Raw genomic sequence first — 16,294 nt, forward strand, 5'->3', positions numbered from 1 at the left:
TCAGTGCTGCCCCAAAGCCGCCAGCTGATCCGCCTGGTATTCGGTGCGCAGGGGGTCGATGACTTCCTCCAGCGCGCCCTGCATCACCTCATCCAGCTTGTACAGGGTCAGGCCGATTCGGTGATCGGTCACCCGGCCCTGGGGGAAGTTGTAAGTGCGGATACGCTCGGAGCGGTCGCCGCTGCCCACCAGGTTTCTGCGCGCGTCGGAAATTTCCTGGGCGGCAGCGGATTCCTGGGCGCTGTTCAGCTTGGCCTGCAACAGGGCCATGGCCTTGGCGCGGTTCTTGTGCTGGGAGCGCTCGTCCTGGCACTCCACCACAATACCGGTGGGAATATGGGTCAGGCGCACCGCCGAGTCGGTTTTGTTGACGTGCTGGCCGCCGGCGCCGGAGGCGCGATAGGTATCGGTACGCAGGTCTGCTTTGTTGATCTCGATCGCATCGCGCTCATCGGGCTCCGGCATCACCGCTACGGTACAGGCCGACGTGTGAATACGCCCCTGGGATTCGGTTTCCGGCACCCGCTGCACCCGGTGGGCACCGGATTCGAATTTGAGCCGCGCGTAGACATCATCCCCCGCCACACGGGTGATGATCTCCTTGTAGCCACCGTGCTCACCGGGGTTTTCACTGATCACCTCGATGCGCCAGCCCTGCTTCTCGCCATAGCGGGAATACATGCGGAACAGATCGCCGGAGAAAATTGCCGCCTCATCACCGCCGGTGCCAGCGCGGATTTCCAGGTAGACGTTTTTACGGTCATTGGGATCCCGCGGCAACAACAGAGTCTGCAACTCGTTTTCCAGCGGCTCCAGTTGCGCCTGGGCCTCGCGCAGCTCTTCCTGAGCCATTTCACGCATTTCCGCGTCGCTCTCTTCGAGCATCTCGCGGGCGGCGGCCATGTCTTCCTGCAGGGTTTTATAGCGGCTGTAGCATTTGACCACTTCTTCCAGCTCGGAATACTCCCGCGACAGTTCGCGGAACTGCTCCTGATCGCTGATGATCTCCGCATCCCCCAACAGCGCGGAGACCTCCTCGTGGCGCTCCACCAGGTTGTCGAGTTTGTGTTGTACCGAATCTTTCATTTACTTGAGTTTCTTCTTATCCGGCGTATTCGCCGGCAAATCGGTTTCCGGGGCCGACGCTTCTGGCGCCAGGCCAATAATTTCCCGCGCGATGCGCAGACGCTCCAGGTCGCCCTCGGCGGTCGCTTGCCGCAGGGCCACGGTGGGCGCGTGAATCAATTTGTTGGTGAGCGAGCGGGCCAGCTGCTCCAGCAACTGCTCCGGATCGCCACCGGTGCGCAGCTGCACCAGAGCCTTCTCCAGTTCGTCTTTACTGACCGACTGGGCCTGCTGGCGATAGCTGCGAATGGAATCCACCGCCTGCAGACTGCGGTGCTCGCGCATAAAAATCCGCGCGGCGGCATCGACAATTTCATCTGCGGCTTCGGCGGCCTTTTCCCGCAGGCGCTTGCCCTCGTCGATCACCCCGCGCAGGTCATCCACGGTGTAGAGATAGACGTCGTCCAGCTTGCCCACCTGGGACTCGATATCCCGCGGCACTGCGATATCCACCATGAACATGGGACGGTGGCGGCGCTGCTTGAGGGCGCTCTCCACCGCGCCTTTGCCGAGAATCGGCAACTGACTGGCAGTGGAGCTGATCACAATATCCGCCCGCGGCAGGTAGTTGGGAATATCCGCCAGCAGTATCGCCTCGGCGCCAAAATCCTGCGCCAGCGACTGGGCGCGATTGAGGGTACGGTTGGCGACGATTAATTGTTTGACGCCTTTATCCAGCAAGTGCCGGGCCACCAGCTCGATGGTCTCGCCGGCACCGATGAGTAACGCCGTCTGCTGACCCAGGTCGGTAAAGATACGCGATGCCAGGGAAACCGCGGCGAACGCCACGGATACCGGGTTTTCGCCAATCGCAGTCTCGGTGCGCACTTTCTTGGCCACCGAAAACACCTGCTGGAACACATTGTGCAGGGTAGAACCCACGCTGCCGGATTCCCGCGCCACCGCATAGGCGGACTTCATCTGTCCGAGGATCTGCGGCTCGCCGAGTACCAGTGAGTCCAATCCGCAGGCCACGCGCATCATGTGGCGCACCGCCGACTCATCGGTGAACTGGTAATGGCAGCCGGTCAGCTGCTCCAGTGGCACCTTGTGATAGTTCGAGATCCACGCCAGCACCGACTCAGCAGTCACCTCACCGTAAATCTCGGTTCGGTTACAGGTAGAAAGAATCGCCAGTTCCGGGCAGTCCAGCGCCGCCCGCGCCTCCGCCAGCGCGCTGGGCATCACTTCCGGGGCGAACGCCACCCGCTCGCGCACGGCGACGGGCGCGCTATCGTGATTGATTCCCAGGGCGAGGATTGGCATAGAAACTCGTCGTCATTGGTCGTTTTTCCGGGAAGCCACAGGGCTCCCCGGGGTAAAAGGCTGCACATTGTCCGGGGCTGCCGCACGCCATGCAAGAGGAAGCAGCCTATGCCCCTGATAGCCTGGCGATGACCGGTACCTGTCCGTGTCGCTGCAACCGCGCAGCCCGAACCATCCACAGCTCCTGGTCAGGCACACCCTTAAGGCAGTTTATGCACAAGGATTAAATAGGTGCTGACTTTGCCGCTGAAACTGCTCGGGTGCCAACGGCGCCGGAATTCAGAACTAGAATTATACGGCGATAACCCGGAAAAATACGCCAACAGGCGCCCCCAACCAATACGGATGACACCAGCGTCTAACTCCGCTGCCTGAGGTATCACCTCTGTCATTTGGCCGGCCAGCCCCTATTCCGGGCCGGATTCAGGGCGCGAACGTACGGACACGTTTCTATGCAGCTTTTCTTTGCACTCTCCATGTCGGTCTCCATGGCAGCTTCAATGGCAACCTCCATGATATTCACCGGCGCAGGGCCACAGGCCGCCCATCTGCAACGCAGAATCCTCAAGCCCGTCAAAGATCTGCCTCCCGTGACACGGGGCCAGCGCCAGGGCCTGCTCGTCACCGCCATTTCGGCAGCCATTCTCAGCGCCTGCACCCAGCAGCCCCAATTTGCCGCGGGAGAGCCGACGGCCCCACTGCCTCCGCCGTACCAAGCAACGACCGAACAAGGAGAGCCGGGCAGTGTCGACCCGCAGACAACAGAGACCACCCAGCCTCAAGCCCCCGCAGGCCGGCAAGCCGGCAACCGCGAAGAGGTAGCTGACGCCCGGGACAAAGAGAAGGCCAAACCCTTCCCGATCGAAACCTTCTATACGCTGCTGGTGGCCGAAGTCGCCGGCAACCGCGAGCAGTATGATCTGGCACTGGCCAATTATTACTTTCAGGCCGAGCGCACCAAGGATGCCGGCGTAGCCGCTCGCGCCACCCGCATCGCCCGCTTCCTGAACGCCCGCCGCGCGGCATTGCGCTCTGCACAACTGTGGGTAGAGCTGGAGCCGGAGAACCCCGATGCCCAATTGGCCGCTACCGCGGAACTGACCCTTGCCGGTGAATTTGAGAGCGCCATGCGGCATGCCGAGCTGGCACTGGACCTGGGCGGCGATGCCCCGCTGCAATCAGTCGCGGCAACGGCGGTGGACAACGAGGAACTCGCCGCCAAAGTCCTGCCGGAATTCCGCCGACTTTCGGAAAAATTCCCCAACAACCATGAAGTATCGCTGGCGCTGGCCATGCTACTGCGTGCCAACAACAAACCCAGTGAGGCTCTGACACTGACACGCCAGGTACAGGAAAAGGATCCCGGCCTACTGGACGCGCCACTGCTCGAATCCCATATCCTGATCGACATGGGGCGTGAAAAGGAAGCGCGCAAGCTGCTGGAAAACCTCGTCGCCCTGTATCCGAAGGAAAGCCGTTTGCGCCTGCAGTATGCGCGCCTGCTGATTCGAGAAGACCTGGACATGGCACAGCAGCAATTTGCCGAGCTGGTAAAACAACGCCCCAACGACGGCAACCTGATTCTGTCCCTGGCGCTTATCCAGTACGAAACCAAACAGTTCGACAGCGCTAAAGCCATGCTGGAAAAACTGCTGGCGATGGAAGAGCATGAGTCAGCCGCACATTTTTACCTTGCCGGTATCGCAGAGCAGCAGGGCGATGTCCGCCAGGCAGTAACCCATTACCACAACGTGCGACCGGGCAGCGATTACGTGCAGGCCATTACCCGCGGCACCGCGTTGCTGGCTGCCAACGGCGAACTTGACGAAGCGCACAAATGGTTTGAAGAACTGCGCCACCGCCACGCCGACCAGCAGGAACAGTTTTATTTATTGCAAACTGAACTTCTGACAAAGCACGGCTATCTGAAAGAAGCGCAAACACTGCTGGCCAGTGCAATCGAGGCCAACAGTGACAGCAAGCGCCTAATTTATGCCCACGCAATGACCAGCGATCAGCTGGGGGATATGGCAAATTTTGAACTGGGTTTGCGCAAACTGTTGTCCCGCGATCCGGATAATGCGAACCTGCTGAACACGCTGGGATACAAACTGCTTTCTTACGATGATCGCCTAAACGAAGCGCTGGTGCTGATCACCAAGGCTCTGGAACTCAGCCCGGATGACCCTGCCATCATCGACAGCATGGGTTGGGCGCACCATCGTTTAGGCAATCACAGCCTGGCTGTGGAATATCTGCAAAAAGCCCTGGGGCTGATGCCGGATCACGAAATCGCGGCCCACCTCGGCGAGGCACTCTGGGCACTGGGTGAACGCCAACAGGCGATGCAGGTATGGGAGCAAGGATTGCAGAAAAACCCAGAGAGCAAACTCATTCCCGCTGCGATGCAGCGGCTACAAGACCAACAAAGACTGGAACAGCATGTCACGGAAAGCTGAAGTTCTCTCCCTATCGTCTTTCTCTCTCCCCTATCGCAGCGCGCAACGCGCGCTGCAACTCACTGCGGCACTGCTGCTTCTGGGCGTGGTGGGCTGTAGCTCACAGAAGCCGCAACCAGAACAACCGCCGGCACAAACCTCTCAGGCTCAGTCCGCCGCGTCACTGCAGCGCTGGGAAGCCCAGGGCAAGCTCGGCGTTCGCTCACCGAAGGAAAACGGCAGCGCCAACCTGACCTGGCAACAGGCCAACAGCAATTACCGCATTCACCTGAGCGGCCCGCTGGGCGCAGGTGCCACAGTGATCAGCGGCTCCCCTGGCGGTGTCAGTCTGCAGCGCGGCAATGAACCCGCGGTATTTGCTTCCAACGCAGGACAGCTGACGGAGCAAATCATGGGCTGGCCACTGCCGGTATCAGAAATGTTTTACTGGGTGCGCGGACTGGCGGCTCCCGGCGCCATTGCCGGCCAACAGAAAAACGCCCAGGGTCTGCTGCAGGGACTGCAACAAGCGGGGTGGCAATTGAACTTCAGCGGTTATCAGTCCGTAGGTCCTTATCAGTTACCCACCCGCATCAAAGCCTCGACCAACCAGGCTGCCGGCCCCGTCAGCGTCACGGTCGTCATCAAGGACTGGCAACCCCGATAACCGGGATTACCAGCGCCGCGCTCTTTACTGCGGTGTTCTCTCTGGTTGGCGGCTGCTAAGATTGCCGCCAACCTGTTGCCCCCGGGGCAACCCCTCTCAGTACACCTTCTCACGGCCACTTCCGATAACAACAATGACCCCCTTCACCCTTTGCGCGCCCGCCAAACTGAATCTGATGCTGCGTATTCTCGGCCGCCGCGATGACGGCTATCACGAGCTGCAGACCGTATTTCAATTGCTGGATTACGGCGACACTCTCCGCTTCGAGGCCAGAGCGGATAACCGGATCGAACTGAGCTGCCCCGGCGTTGACGTCAAAGCCGAAGACAATCTGATTTATCGCGCCGCGCAAGCCTTGCGCCAGGTCAGTGGAAAACCGCACCTCGGCGCGACCATTACTGTGGATAAAATTCTACCTGCCGGCGGGGGTATCGGCGGTGGCAGCAGCGATGCCGCTACTACGCTACTGGGGCTAAACCAGCTGTGGCAATGCCATCTGGGCCTGAACCAGCTGGCGGACCTGGGGCGGCAACTGGGAGCCGATGTGCCGGTCTTTGTACGCGGACACAGCGCGTTTGCCGAAGGCGTAGGCGAGCGACTGACCCCGGTATCCATCACGCCAAAGTGGTATCTGGTACTGACCCCCGCCTGCCATGTGAGCACCGGCGCGTTATTTTCCGATCCACGTTTGACAAGAGATTCCGCCGCAATTACATTAGCGGCCCTTCGCGACAGGCGGCTGAACACACACTGGCTGAACACCTATGCCGGTAACGATTTTCAACCGCTCGTAGAAACCCTCTACCCTGAAGTGCGGCAAGCCCGAGAGTGGCTTTCCCAGCACGGAGAGGCACAACTGACGGGAACCGGCGCCTGTGTTTTTGCCGGCTTCGAGTCAGAAGCGGCGGCACACCAAGTGTTCGCGCTGCGGCCTGAAGGATGGAAAGGGTTTGTTGCTGCAGGTGTTGATCAATCCCCTGCACACAGGCAACTCGCGAAATTTGCAGCAAGCGTCTAAATTGACTAACTGCAACATTGCTGGGGTGTAGCCAAGCGGTAAGGCAGCGGGTTTTGATCCCGTCATGCGAAGGTTCGAATCCTTCCACCCCAGCCATTTCCTTATTTAAGTTTTCAGGAATTCATCCATGACTTCCTGAAAAGACGCTAAGCGCGGCGCATGTCCGCCCTTAGCTTCCGCCAAACCAGTTGCACTGGTTTGCGGGCGAGCCATCCATGGCTCGCTTTGGAGCTTCGGGTCCACCCCCGATAACCGGCCGATCGGGCCCACTCTCTACACTTGCATCAAATGGTCGCCCAATGAAAAGGCATCACACTAACCTGCAAGCAGTTCGCGCTCCGAAACTCACCTGAATTTCACTAAAATCATCTACTCCCAACGAAAAAGGTACTCGCAGTGGCTGACTTAATGGTCTTCACCGGCAACGCAAACCCGGAACTGGCACAAAAGATTGTTGACCATATGGCGATACCGCTGGGAGAGGCGGTGGTTAAGCGCTTTTCCGATGGTGAGATCGCGGTCGAAATTACCGATAACGTACGCGGACGCGACGTTTTCGTGGTGCAGTCCACCTGCCAGCCTACCAACCGCAACATCATGGAGCTGATCCTGCTGGTGGATGCCCTGCGCCGCGCCTCTGCGGGCCGTATCACTGCGGTAGTCCCCTACTTCGGCTACGCGCGCCAGGATCGCCGCGTCCGCTCCCAGCGGGTACCGATTTCCGCCAAAGTTGTCGCCGACATGATGGTCAGCGTGGGTATCGACCGGGTTCTGACCGTCGACCTGCACGCAGAGCAAATCCAGGGCTTCTTTGATGTGCCTGTGGATAACGTTTACGGCTCTTCTGTCCTGCTGGACGATATCGAGCGTCAGAATTACGAAGACCTGGTGGTTGTATCCCCGGATATCGGCGGTGTAGTGCGCGCCCGCGCAGTGGCAAAGAGCCTGGATTGCGATCTGGCGATCATCGATAAGCGCCGTCCGGCGGCCAACGTGGCCGAAGTAATGAACATCATCGGTGAAGTCAGTGGCCGCACCTGCCTGCTGGTGGACGATATGGTGGATACCGCGGGCACCCTGTGCAACGCCGCCAGCGCCCTGAAAGAGCATGGCGCCACCAAGGTAGTCGCCTACTGTACCCACCCGGTACTGTCCGGTAAGGCGATCGAAAACCTGAACAACTCCGTGATGGATGAACTGGTAGTCACCGACTCCATCCCGCTGGGCGACAAAATGAAGCTGGCCCCCAAGATCCGCCAGCTGACCCTTTCCGCGATGCTGGCCGAATCCATGCGCCGCATCAGCAACGAAGAGTCGCTCTCCGCGATGTTCCGCTAGTAATCCCCAGCACTTCCCCTTAGAATACGCGCCCGCCCGGCACTGCCGGGCGTTTACTATTGGGCGTTTCAATAGATTCTGCCCAGCTTATTAGCAATGCCAGAAGATTCCGGTCGCAGGTTCTTCTGGACAGACAACCTGAGGTTTACCCCATGTCTGAATTTAAATTGAATGCCAGCGTCCGCAGCGACGAAGGGAAAGGTGCGAGCCGCCGCCTGCGTCGCCTGGAAGCAAAAGTTCCTGCCATCATCTACGGTGGCGAAGTTGAGCCGCAGTCCATCTCCCTGCTGCAGAAAGACATGTTCAAGGCACTGGAAAACGAAGCGGTTTACTCTTCCGTTCTGACCCTGAGCGTTGACGGCAAAGAAGAGACCGTGATCCTGCGCGATCTGCAGCGTCACCCGGCTAAAGCCATCCTGCTGCACGCTGACTTCCAGCGCGTTTCTGCAGACACCAAAGTTCACGTGAAAGTGCCCCTGCACTTCCTGAACGAAGAAACCTGCAAAGGCGTTAAGGCCGGCGGTATCGTTTCTCACACCCTGAACGAGCTGGACATCACTGCCCCGGCTTCCAAGCTGCCTGAGTTCATCGAAGTGGACCTGGCTGACCTGGAAATGGACGGCACTGTACACATCTCCGACATCAAACTGCCGGCTGGCGTTGAGTCTGTAGATCTGGCCCACGGCGAAGATCACGACCTGGTTGTAGCTTCTGTTCACAAGCCGCGTGGCGCTGTTGAAGCTGAAGCTGCCGAAGGCGAAGAGTCCGGCGAAGAATAAGCCGTTACTCGTTCAACTAAGGTAAAGCACCTTGAGTAAGGCTCCGGACACGCCCATCCAGTTGATTGTGGGCCTGGGTAACCCAGGTCCCGAATACGACCGGACGCGTCACAACGCCGGAGCCGACTTTGTCTCCGAGCTGGCCCGTATTCACGGCACCCAGCTAACGGCAGACAGCAAATATCACGGCCTCTCCGGCCGTGTGCGGATCGGCGGGCAGGATATCCGCCTGCTGATTCCCACCACCTTTATGAATCGCAGCGGCCAGGCAGTGGCTCCGCTGGCGAATTTCTTCAAGATTCCCGTCGAGGCTATTCTGGTCGCTCACGATGAGCTGGACCTGCCCTGCGGCACTGCACGCCTGAAAAGCGGCGGCGGCCACGGTGGCCACAATGGCCTGCGCGACATCATTGCGGCCATGGGAAACAACCGGGACTTCATGCGCTTGCGCCTCGGCGTCGGACACCCCGGTAATGCCCGCGATGTTGTGAATTACGTCCTGCAGCGCGCACCCCGCGTTGAACAGGATCAACTGGCCGAGGCCATCGACCGCTCAGTGGATGTCATGCCTACCGCTGCCAGTGGCGACTGGAATGGCGCCATGAAGGTACTGCACACCAGCACCAAAGCCACCTCCAAGTCCCAGTGACCACCTAATCAATTACCTAAGTAAGTACTGCGGCCCCGACACCGGCGCCACGGCACAAACACCACCTACAGGATTCAGACCATGGGTTTTACTTGCGGCATCGTCGGCCTGCCCAATGTGGGCAAATCCACTCTGTTCAATGCCCTGACCAAAGCGGGCATCGATGCAGAAAACTTCCCCTTCTGCACCATTGAGCCGAATGCCGGCATAGTACCTGTACCGGATCCGCGCCTGGACAAGCTGGCCGAGATCGTAAAGCCGCAAAAGCTGATTCCTACCACCATGGAATTTACCGATATCGCGGGCTTGGTGGCCGGCGCCTCCAAAGGGGAAGGCCTGGGCAATAAGTTCCTCGCCAACATCCGCGAGACCGACGCCATTGCCCACGTTGTGCGCTGCTTTGAAGACGACAACGTCATCCACGTAGCCAACAAGGTGCACCCGGTAGCGGACATCGAGGTGATCAACACCGAGCTGGCGCTGGCGGACCTGGATACCGTAGAAAAAGCCCTGCTGCGCTACACCCGCGCCGCCAAGGGTCAGGACAAGCACGCCATCAAAATGAAAGCGCTGCTGGAGAAGATCCAACCGCACCTGGATGAAGCCAAGCCTCTGCGCTCCTTCGCCCTGAATGATGACGAACTGGCCGCCCTCAAGGAACTGAGCCTGCTCACCATCAAGCCCACCATGTATATCGCCAACGTGGATGAGGACGGCTTCGAGAACAACCCGCACCTGGATGCGGTCGCTGCTATCGCCGCAGAAGAAAATGCCGTTCTGGTGCCTATCTGCAACAAGCTGGAAGCAGAAATTGCCGAACTGGACGACGAAGAGAAGCAGGAATTCCTGGAAGAACTGGGCATGGAAGAACCTGGATTGAACCGGGTGATTCGCGCCGGCTACCAGCTGCTGGGCCTGCACACCTACTTCACCGCCGGTGTGAAAGAAGTCCGCGCCTGGACCATCCCCCTGGGTGCCACCGCACCGCAGGCCGCGGGCAAAATCCACACGGATTTCGAGAAAGGCTTCATTCGCGCGGAAGTCGTCGGTTACAACGATTTCGTCGCCAACAAAGGCGAAGCTGGCGCCAAGGAAGCGGGCAAGTGGCGTCTTGAGGGTAAAGAATATGTCGTTGCCGACGGCGACGTGGTGCACTTCCGCTTCAACGTCTGATCCTCGCGTCTCCCCTCGGCCAAGGTTTTGGCATCCACCCGGGACTCCACAAGAGTCCCGGGGCCCTTCTGAAATCCGCCACCCGCGGAAATCATGTCTGCAACAACCGCATAGTAGGTTGCCATGTACCCATCCAACTGGAGAGTCGGTCTGCCGCTGGCGCTGACCACCGCCTTTCTCTGGGCACTGCTCCCCATCGCCATGAAAGGCCTGATCGCCGACATGGATTCCACCACCATCACCTGGTATCGCTTTTTTGGCGCGGCGTTGTTTGCCGGCGCCTGGTACGGCTGGCGGCGAGAACTGGAGCTGGGAAAATTACTGCAAGGCAAGCTTCTGCCCTACACCCTGCTGGCCGTTGGCGGCCTCCTCGCCAACTACATCGCCTATGCCACCGGACTCAACTACATCACGCCCGGAGCACTACAGGTATTGATCCAGCTGGCACCGCTGTTGCTGCTGATTTTCAGTGTCTTCTGGCTGGGTGAACGCTTTTCCCCGCGCCAGTGGATGGGTGTTGCGCTGGTGTGCATCGGCCTGCCGCTGTTTTTCAACCTGCGCATCGGTGAGCTAGTTGCCGGGGAAGACCGGCAGTACCTGTTCGGGGTGGCCCTGGTTGCCATTGCGGCGGTTACCTGGGCGGTGTACGGCCTCTTCCAGAAAAAAATCGTCGCCGTCTCCCGCCCACAAAATCTCCTCGTCATGATTTATCTGGCGGGCACCCTGTGCTTCCTGCCGGTCGCCAAACCCTCCAGCGCCCTGCAGCTGGGCGCCCTGGGCTGGGCGCTTCTGCTGTTTTTGACCGCCAACACCCTCATTGCCTACGGCGCCTTCGCCAAGGCCATGGCAGCCTGGGAGGCATCGAGGGTCAGCGCCACCCTGGCATTGGTACCACTCATGACGCTCGGCCTGAGCAGTATCATCGGCGCCCTGTGGCCAGAATACATTGAGGTAGAACCGATGAACTGGATCAGCTGGGTTGGCGCCATAACCGTTGTAATGGGCTCACTGCTGGCCGCCATCGGCCGCGGGCGCTGATAGAGTCAGGGCTGACGCCTTGCGCGCTAAGCTACTGATTAATTTAGTAAAAAGGGTGTTGACACTCTCACCTCATGCCCCTATTATTCGCGCCCTCGGTTAGCCGAGTTTGTTTGTGGCAAGGTAGCTCAGCTGGTTAGAGCGCAGCACTCATAATGCTGAGGTCGGGAGTTCAAGTCTCCCCCTTGCTACCATCTTCTTCTCGTGAATTCAGCTTCACGAAACCCGATACTGGGGTGTAGCCAAGCGGTAAGGCAGCGGGTTTTGATCCCGTCATGCGAAGGTTCGAATCCTTCCACCCCAGCCATATTCAGCAGTGACTGAAACGAAAAGGCGATCCAGTGGATCGCCTTTTTTGTTTTTCTAGCCAATTTCTTTCTCGGACAGCGTTTCCCGAACAGTCTTTCCCAAATAGCCACCCTCAGACAACGACAGTATCTGAACCTCAGGATCCGGACAGCAATCGCTCCCCTTCCGGAAAAATCGCTTCCGCCGCATTCTTCTCGCTCCGTCGCTCCCTCGCCAATTGCCGCCTTAACCCCAGCCAGCGCAGCGCTTCAAAACCACCGAGACACACGATGACGGAAATAAACGCCAAGGCAGCCCCCGAGGCTCCCAGGGTCGAACGCTCGGAAATACAGGTCCACACAAACTGCACCACGCACAGCATGGCCACCACCAGCAGGGTAGGACGTCGGCCGATCAACCCGACCACAAAAACCCCCAGGGGAGCACCAAGGGCCACTACCGGCGCAGCGGCAAGCCAGTTGCCGAACACACCAGGCTGCCAGTCTCCAGACAGACTTTTCACGACCACTCCGACCACCGATGAAAACGCCATCACCACTACCGATGTGGGAATCGCCACCTTGAGATCGACCCGGCTCAGCAACACCAGTGCCGCGTAAACCACCATATCGATACCCACGCCCGTCACCGATACGGCGCTAAACCCGGACACAGCCCCTAACAGCAGGCCTACACGGAAATCCTGCGGGCACCGCGGATCGCCGGCGTGATCATGCCCGGTAATCTCTTTCAGTCGGTACAGATGAAGAATTCCGAAACTCCCCCAGATCACCGCAAACACCAGCTTTACCCACAACTCAGGAACCAGCGGCGCGAAGAAAAGGATACCCAGGGGGGTTGCGACCAGACTGCCGGCAAGCGCCCCGCGCAACATGGACCAGGCCAGTGGCTGCCGGCGGCAGAATATGAAAATAGTGGCGCTGACCATACCGATGGACTGCACCGCAAAACTGAAGTCCCGGCCGAGACTCGCCGGCATATCAAACAGAAGAACTAGGACAGGAAAGCCCACCGTGCCACCCCCCATCGGGGTAGAACCCGCGGCGTAACTGCCAACGGCCATGGACAAGGCCATGGGCCAGTGCTCTAACACCAGCGGCCAGTAACCCTGGACAAACACCAGCAGCCCCCAGAGCGCATAAAAAAGCCCCAGGAAGATTAGCCAGGCGGAATAGCGTTTGAGGAACATTTGAGGAACATAGGTAGGGAGAGAATCAGGGCCTCAGGAATTGAGGCCCCGGGAAGGTCGCACCGGAAACCCGATCCGACCTCAGACGCGCTCAGCCTATTGCTCAGGCGCCAGCCTGCATCTTGGCCAGACGGGAGAACTGGTGCATGGAGCTCAGCTGCGCGTACAGCGGCGCCAGGAAACCACGCTTGCGGAAATCGGCGAAGTCTTCTTCACCCAGCTCGTTCAGCTTCTTCTCATCAACCATGTAGATACCGGTCAGGTTGATCTTCTCACCACCGGCGTTAACCGCTACGTTCTGGGTGGTCAGCAGGTCTTTCTCGGCCAGGATGGTGATGAACGCTTTGGTCATCTGGTCGCTTTCCAGGTAGCCCACCAAAGACTCTTTCTTCGCCTTCAGGTACTCGGACTCTTCACCGGCGTCATTGAACAGAGCGTTACCCTCTGCTTCGCCAACAACCGGGCTGTTCTCGATCAGGCCCACCATCAGGCGCTCTTTGTCTTCACCAGCAGGCGCCAGGACGAAAGGATGGTTGCGCACAGCACCAGGAACGAAAACACCTTTCCAGCTTTCGCCGTCAACAAACAGGTTTTCGCCTACTTTCAGGCTCAGCAGCGCAACAGACTGGAACTGGTCAGTTTCGGAATTCTTTACGAAAACGATCGGGTATTCAGCACCCAGGCGGGCGAATTCGTGAGCAGTAACCGGCACCATGTGTGCGTTTTTGACGTGCTCAAAGGTCCCCAATTCACGGACTTTCAGTTTGCCGTGAACGTCGCTGCGCAGAGGAACGATTTTTGGGGCTTCTACAGTGGCCATACAACACCTTATTGAAATTTGAAGTTATTCTAAAAAACCCGGTCAGTATATTTTTTATACTCAAAAAGGGAAGCCAAAAAATACACCAGACAGACAGAAGTTGCCAGCAATTCCTGCATCGCAGGCATGCTCCGCCCCTCTATCAACAGCACATAGATACCGGACCAGCACCCTACTCGTAACTGACAAACAGATTGGCGGTCAGGCGACCCTCCACGGGGCAGGAATTGATGCTTTTGTCCGAGAGGATATTGGCACTGTGCAGCAGATTACCCTTGTAGATCACCACCCGATTGAACCTGGCAGGCACAAATCCCACCTTGTCGAACAGATCGTCAGAGTCAAAGCAATACTTTTGCGGGCGGCGATATTTGTTGAACTCGAGATAACAGCAGTCCAGGTAGTGCTCGACCCTCTCCGGGGTAATGGTTTCGTAACCACTACTCCTGTGCCGGTAGAACCCCGTTCCGCCATGGGTTTCATCGCAGAGGTACAGCAATATGGCGTAAAGCCCGGGCGCACTGGTATCGAAATGGGGCGCTCGCTGCAGCGGCCCCAGCTCCTCTTCCGGCACGGTTATGAGGTTGAGGGTTTCCTGGTGGATCGTGAGCTTTTTTTCGGGGGCAAGTGCGAACTGCTCCCGCACTACGGCATCCAGGCGGCTCATAATTTGCTCCGCATGCTCCGGCGGTGCCGACGCCCTCACCCCCGGATAACCTTTGCGCTCCGCCGCAATCGGCCAGGGAGCGAAACTGGACGCTTTGGCAAACGCCACCAACTCTTCCGGGCTCTCAAGGAAGTCATCGATAACAACGACCGTATTTTTCTCATTGCCGACGTTTAGTACTTGCATGTCCAACGTAATCAAATCCAATCAGATACAAAGCGCCACTAATCTAACACCGAAATTCCAGTAGTTTCCAACCCTCGACATCAGGTATTGGCCCCCTACTGGACTCAAACCCTGCTCAGGTGTCGCTGCAAGGCCGTCAACCAATCCCTGTGGGACATCAGCTCTGAAGCCAGCTGTTCGGAACGCTTTCTGGCCTTCTCAATAATACCCTTGGAACTGGCCATCTCCCGCTCACCGAGCGTGATGCCCCTGGTGGGAAAATGCATCCCGTAAAGCACAAACAGATAGTTCTCCACCCCGAAAAGATCGAAGGTACTGAAAAAGTCCGTACTTTTTGGCGTCGCTACCGACCACCTTTCCAGCCGCTCATTTAAAGTATCTGAGCGCGGCGCATTCTCGGTACAGTCCACCCAGAACGGCGTATCCCGGCGATCTGAAATGCAATAGTGGAGCTGAACAAAATCAATAACCCTGTCCCAGGTGTAACGTACCGCTCGATTGTAATAGCCGGTAAGCGAGGGAATGTCTTCCACAAATCGGGGAAAGCTCTTCGCCAGTAAATTGGCAGAAAAGTCAGTGACCAGAATAGAGGTGGCCTCCAGAGGTTCAACAAACCCCTGCGCCAACCCCAGGGCAACGCAGTTTTTCTTCCAGAATTCCTGCCGGAAACCGATTTTCATCGGAATCTTACGCACCTCATCCGCGGACAGCTCGCGTCCCAGATACTGCGAAAACTCAGACAGCGCTTCCGCTTCCGACTGATGATGACTGGAATAAACGCACCCGAGGCCCCGCCTGTTAGTGAGCGGAATATCCCAGATCCAGCCCGCCTTGTGCGCATGGGCGGTGGTATAGGGCTGAATAGCACTGGTTGCCTCAGTAGGCTCCTGAAGCACCAGGGCGGTATCCGTCAATATCTGTGCGGATTTATCTTCGAATGGTGTCTGCAGCGCTCCCCCCAACAACACAGCGCTAAAGCCACTACAGTCGATATAAAAATCAAATGCCTCTTCTTCCCCATCGGCATAAACAAGCGATGAGATACTGCCCTCTGCAGTCAGGCGGACATCCTTGACCGTTGCAAACTTGTGCTTCACATCAAATCGCTTCTTCGCATTGGCAGCGATCAGCTCGGAAAACTTACCGGCATTGAAGTGGTAGGCATAGTCGACGGCGCCGACATATGGAGGAGAGGATTTATGCTTTGGGCAGCGGTTTTTTTCCGCTGGAGCGTAACTGTCTGCCAACCAGGAGAAATCGAATTGATCGTCACCTAGGCAGTAGTCGGTAACATCAAAGCCTTCCGGATACGGTGTGCTAAACGGGTGGTAGTAAAAGTTATCCCGCGCACTCCCGGCACCCGCCATCCAGTTGGAAAACTTGATACCGGTCTTGAAGGTGGTGTCGCAGCTCGCCAGCAGATCAACCTCAGAAATGCCGAATTTATTCAGCGTTTCCTTGATTCTCGGCACTGTGCCCTCACCCACACCGATGACCGGCACATCTTTTGACTCGATAAGCGTGATCTCTATGTCAGGGTCCCGCGACAACTCCACACCCAGGTGGTTGGCTGCCATCCAGCCTGCGGTACCACCGCCGACAATCGCAATTTTTCTGATTTTCATCTCACTT

14 protein-coding genes and 3 tRNA genes are annotated in these 16,294 nt (G+C 58.1%); 11 read left to right on the plus strand and 6 right to left on the minus strand.

The genetic code is table 11. The features are described from left to right. Window positions 1–1,086 (minus strand): peptide chain release factor 1, encoded by a 1,086-nt coding sequence (prfA, locus tag GRX76_RS16610; RefSeq protein ID WP_160154322.1) that lies wholly within the window; start codon window positions 1,084–1,086, stop codon window positions 1–3. Next, entirely contained in the window at window positions 1,087–2,391 is a 1,305-nt protein-coding gene (gene hemA / locus GRX76_RS16615) for a glutamyl-tRNA reductase (protein WP_160154323.1), read from the minus strand. It abuts the gene before it with no gap. Window positions 2,392–2,843: 452 nt separating this feature from the next. Here hemA and GRX76_RS16620 point away from each other — a divergent pair, with 452 nt between their 5' ends. From GRX76_RS16620 to GRX76_RS16670, 11 genes are all read left to right on the plus strand, one after another. Then, window positions 2,844–4,850 (plus strand): tetratricopeptide repeat protein, encoded by a 2,007-nt coding sequence (locus GRX76_RS16620; protein ID WP_236250437.1) that lies wholly within the window; start codon window positions 2,844–2,846, stop codon window positions 4,848–4,850. Further along, entirely contained in the window at window positions 4,834–5,496 is a 663-nt protein-coding gene (lolB, locus tag GRX76_RS16625; protein ID WP_160154324.1) for a lipoprotein insertase outer membrane protein LolB, read from the plus strand. The genes GRX76_RS16620 and lolB overlap by 17 nt, the downstream gene beginning before the upstream one ends. Before the next feature lie 133 nt (window positions 5,497–5,629). Further along, window positions 5,630–6,514, plus strand: coding sequence for a 4-(cytidine 5'-diphospho)-2-C-methyl-D-erythritol kinase (ispE, locus tag GRX76_RS16630; protein WP_160154325.1), 885 nt, complete (start codon window positions 5,630–5,632; stop codon window positions 6,512–6,514). A 21-nt stretch (window positions 6,515–6,535) separates the two neighbouring features. Further along, window positions 6,536–6,610 (plus strand) — tRNA-Gln (locus GRX76_RS16635). 312 nt (window positions 6,611–6,922) lie between these two features. Further along, window positions 6,923–7,852 (plus strand): ribose-phosphate pyrophosphokinase, encoded by a 930-nt coding sequence (locus GRX76_RS16640; protein ID WP_160155034.1) that lies wholly within the window; start codon window positions 6,923–6,925, stop codon window positions 7,850–7,852. Between the two features lie 152 nt (window positions 7,853–8,004). Further along, window positions 8,005–8,631, plus strand: coding sequence for a 50S ribosomal protein L25/general stress protein Ctc (locus tag GRX76_RS16645; RefSeq protein WP_160154326.1), 627 nt, complete (start codon window positions 8,005–8,007; stop codon window positions 8,629–8,631). A gap of 31 nt (window positions 8,632–8,662) precedes the next feature. Beyond that, a complete protein-coding gene (gene pth / locus GRX76_RS16650; RefSeq protein WP_160154327.1) occupies window positions 8,663–9,280 on the plus strand; it encodes an aminoacyl-tRNA hydrolase in 618 nt (205 codons plus the stop codon). An 81-nt stretch (window positions 9,281–9,361) separates the two neighbouring features. Then, window positions 9,362–10,453, plus strand: a complete 1,092-nt coding sequence (ychF, locus tag GRX76_RS16655) for a redox-regulated ATPase YchF (protein WP_160154328.1) — start codon at window positions 9,362–9,364, stop codon at window positions 10,451–10,453. Between the two features lie 123 nt (window positions 10,454–10,576). Beyond that, entirely contained in the window at window positions 10,577–11,491 is a 915-nt protein-coding gene (locus GRX76_RS16660) for a DMT family transporter (protein ID WP_160154329.1), read from the plus strand. A 117-nt stretch (window positions 11,492–11,608) separates the two neighbouring features. Beyond that, window positions 11,609–11,685 (plus strand) — tRNA-Met (locus tag GRX76_RS16665). 38 nt (window positions 11,686–11,723) lie between these two features. After that, window positions 11,724–11,798 (plus strand) — tRNA-Gln (locus tag GRX76_RS16670). 138 nt (window positions 11,799–11,936) lie between these two features. On the opposite strand, the gene GRX76_RS16675 is transcribed toward GRX76_RS16670, so the two are convergent. The 4 genes from GRX76_RS16675 to GRX76_RS16690 form a co-directional block, all read right to left on the minus strand. Beyond that, window positions 11,937–12,989: a sulfite exporter TauE/SafE family protein gene (locus GRX76_RS16675; RefSeq protein ID WP_160154330.1), complete on the minus strand. Its 1,053-nt coding sequence runs from the start codon at window positions 12,987–12,989 to the stop codon at window positions 11,937–11,939. A 103-nt stretch (window positions 12,990–13,092) separates the two neighbouring features. Next, entirely contained in the window at window positions 13,093–13,809 is a 717-nt protein-coding gene (locus GRX76_RS16680) for a SapC family protein (RefSeq protein WP_160154331.1), read from the minus strand. A gap of 172 nt (window positions 13,810–13,981) precedes the next feature. Further along, on the minus strand, window positions 13,982–14,662 hold the full coding sequence (locus GRX76_RS16685; protein ID WP_160154332.1) for a DUF6445 family protein: 681 nt from the start codon (window positions 14,660–14,662) through the stop codon (window positions 13,982–13,984). 104 nt (window positions 14,663–14,766) lie between these two features. Beyond that, a complete protein-coding gene (locus GRX76_RS16690) occupies window positions 14,767–16,287 on the minus strand; it encodes a tryptophan halogenase family protein (protein ID WP_160154333.1) in 1,521 nt (506 codons plus the stop codon). Between the last annotated feature and the right edge of the window lie 7 nt (window positions 16,288–16,294).

The organism is Microbulbifer sp. ALW1 (assembly GCF_009903625.1).
In the GTDB taxonomy this organism is placed as follows: domain Bacteria; phylum Pseudomonadota; class Gammaproteobacteria; order Pseudomonadales; family Cellvibrionaceae; genus Microbulbifer.

Coding starts and splice junctions, on each gene's coding strand:
- prfA (WP_160154322.1), bottom strand. CDS start 1,086: ATGAAAGATTCGGTACAACACAAACTCGACAACCTGGTGGAGCGCCAC.
- hemA (WP_160154323.1), bottom strand. CDS start 2,391: ATGCCAATCCTCGCCCTGGGAATCAATCACGATAGCGCGCCCGTCGCC.
- GRX76_RS16620 (WP_236250437.1), top strand. CDS start 2,844: ATGCAGCTTTTCTTTGCACTCTCCATGTCGGTCTCCATGGCAGCTTCA.
- lolB (WP_160154324.1), top strand. CDS start 4,834: ATGTCACGGAAAGCTGAAGTTCTCTCCCTATCGTCTTTCTCTCTCCCC.
- ispE (WP_160154325.1), top strand. CDS start 5,630: ATGACCCCCTTCACCCTTTGCGCGCCCGCCAAACTGAATCTGATGCTG.
- GRX76_RS16640 (WP_160155034.1), top strand. CDS start 6,923: ATGGTCTTCACCGGCAACGCAAACCCGGAACTGGCACAAAAGATTGTT.
- GRX76_RS16645 (WP_160154326.1), top strand. CDS start 8,005: ATGTCTGAATTTAAATTGAATGCCAGCGTCCGCAGCGACGAAGGGAAA.
- ychF (WP_160154328.1), top strand. CDS start 9,362: ATGGGTTTTACTTGCGGCATCGTCGGCCTGCCCAATGTGGGCAAATCC.
- GRX76_RS16660 (WP_160154329.1), top strand. CDS start 10,577: ATGTACCCATCCAACTGGAGAGTCGGTCTGCCGCTGGCGCTGACCACC.
- GRX76_RS16675 (WP_160154330.1), bottom strand. CDS start 12,989: ATGTTCCTCAAACGCTATTCCGCCTGGCTAATCTTCCTGGGGCTTTTT.
- GRX76_RS16680 (WP_160154331.1), bottom strand. CDS start 13,809: ATGGCCACTGTAGAAGCCCCAAAAATCGTTCCTCTGCGCAGCGACGTT.
- GRX76_RS16685 (WP_160154332.1), bottom strand. CDS start 14,662: ATGCAAGTACTAAACGTCGGCAATGAGAAAAATACGGTCGTTGTTATC.
- GRX76_RS16690 (WP_160154333.1), bottom strand. CDS start 16,287: ATGAAAATCAGAAAAATTGCGATTGTCGGCGGTGGTACCGCAGGCTGG.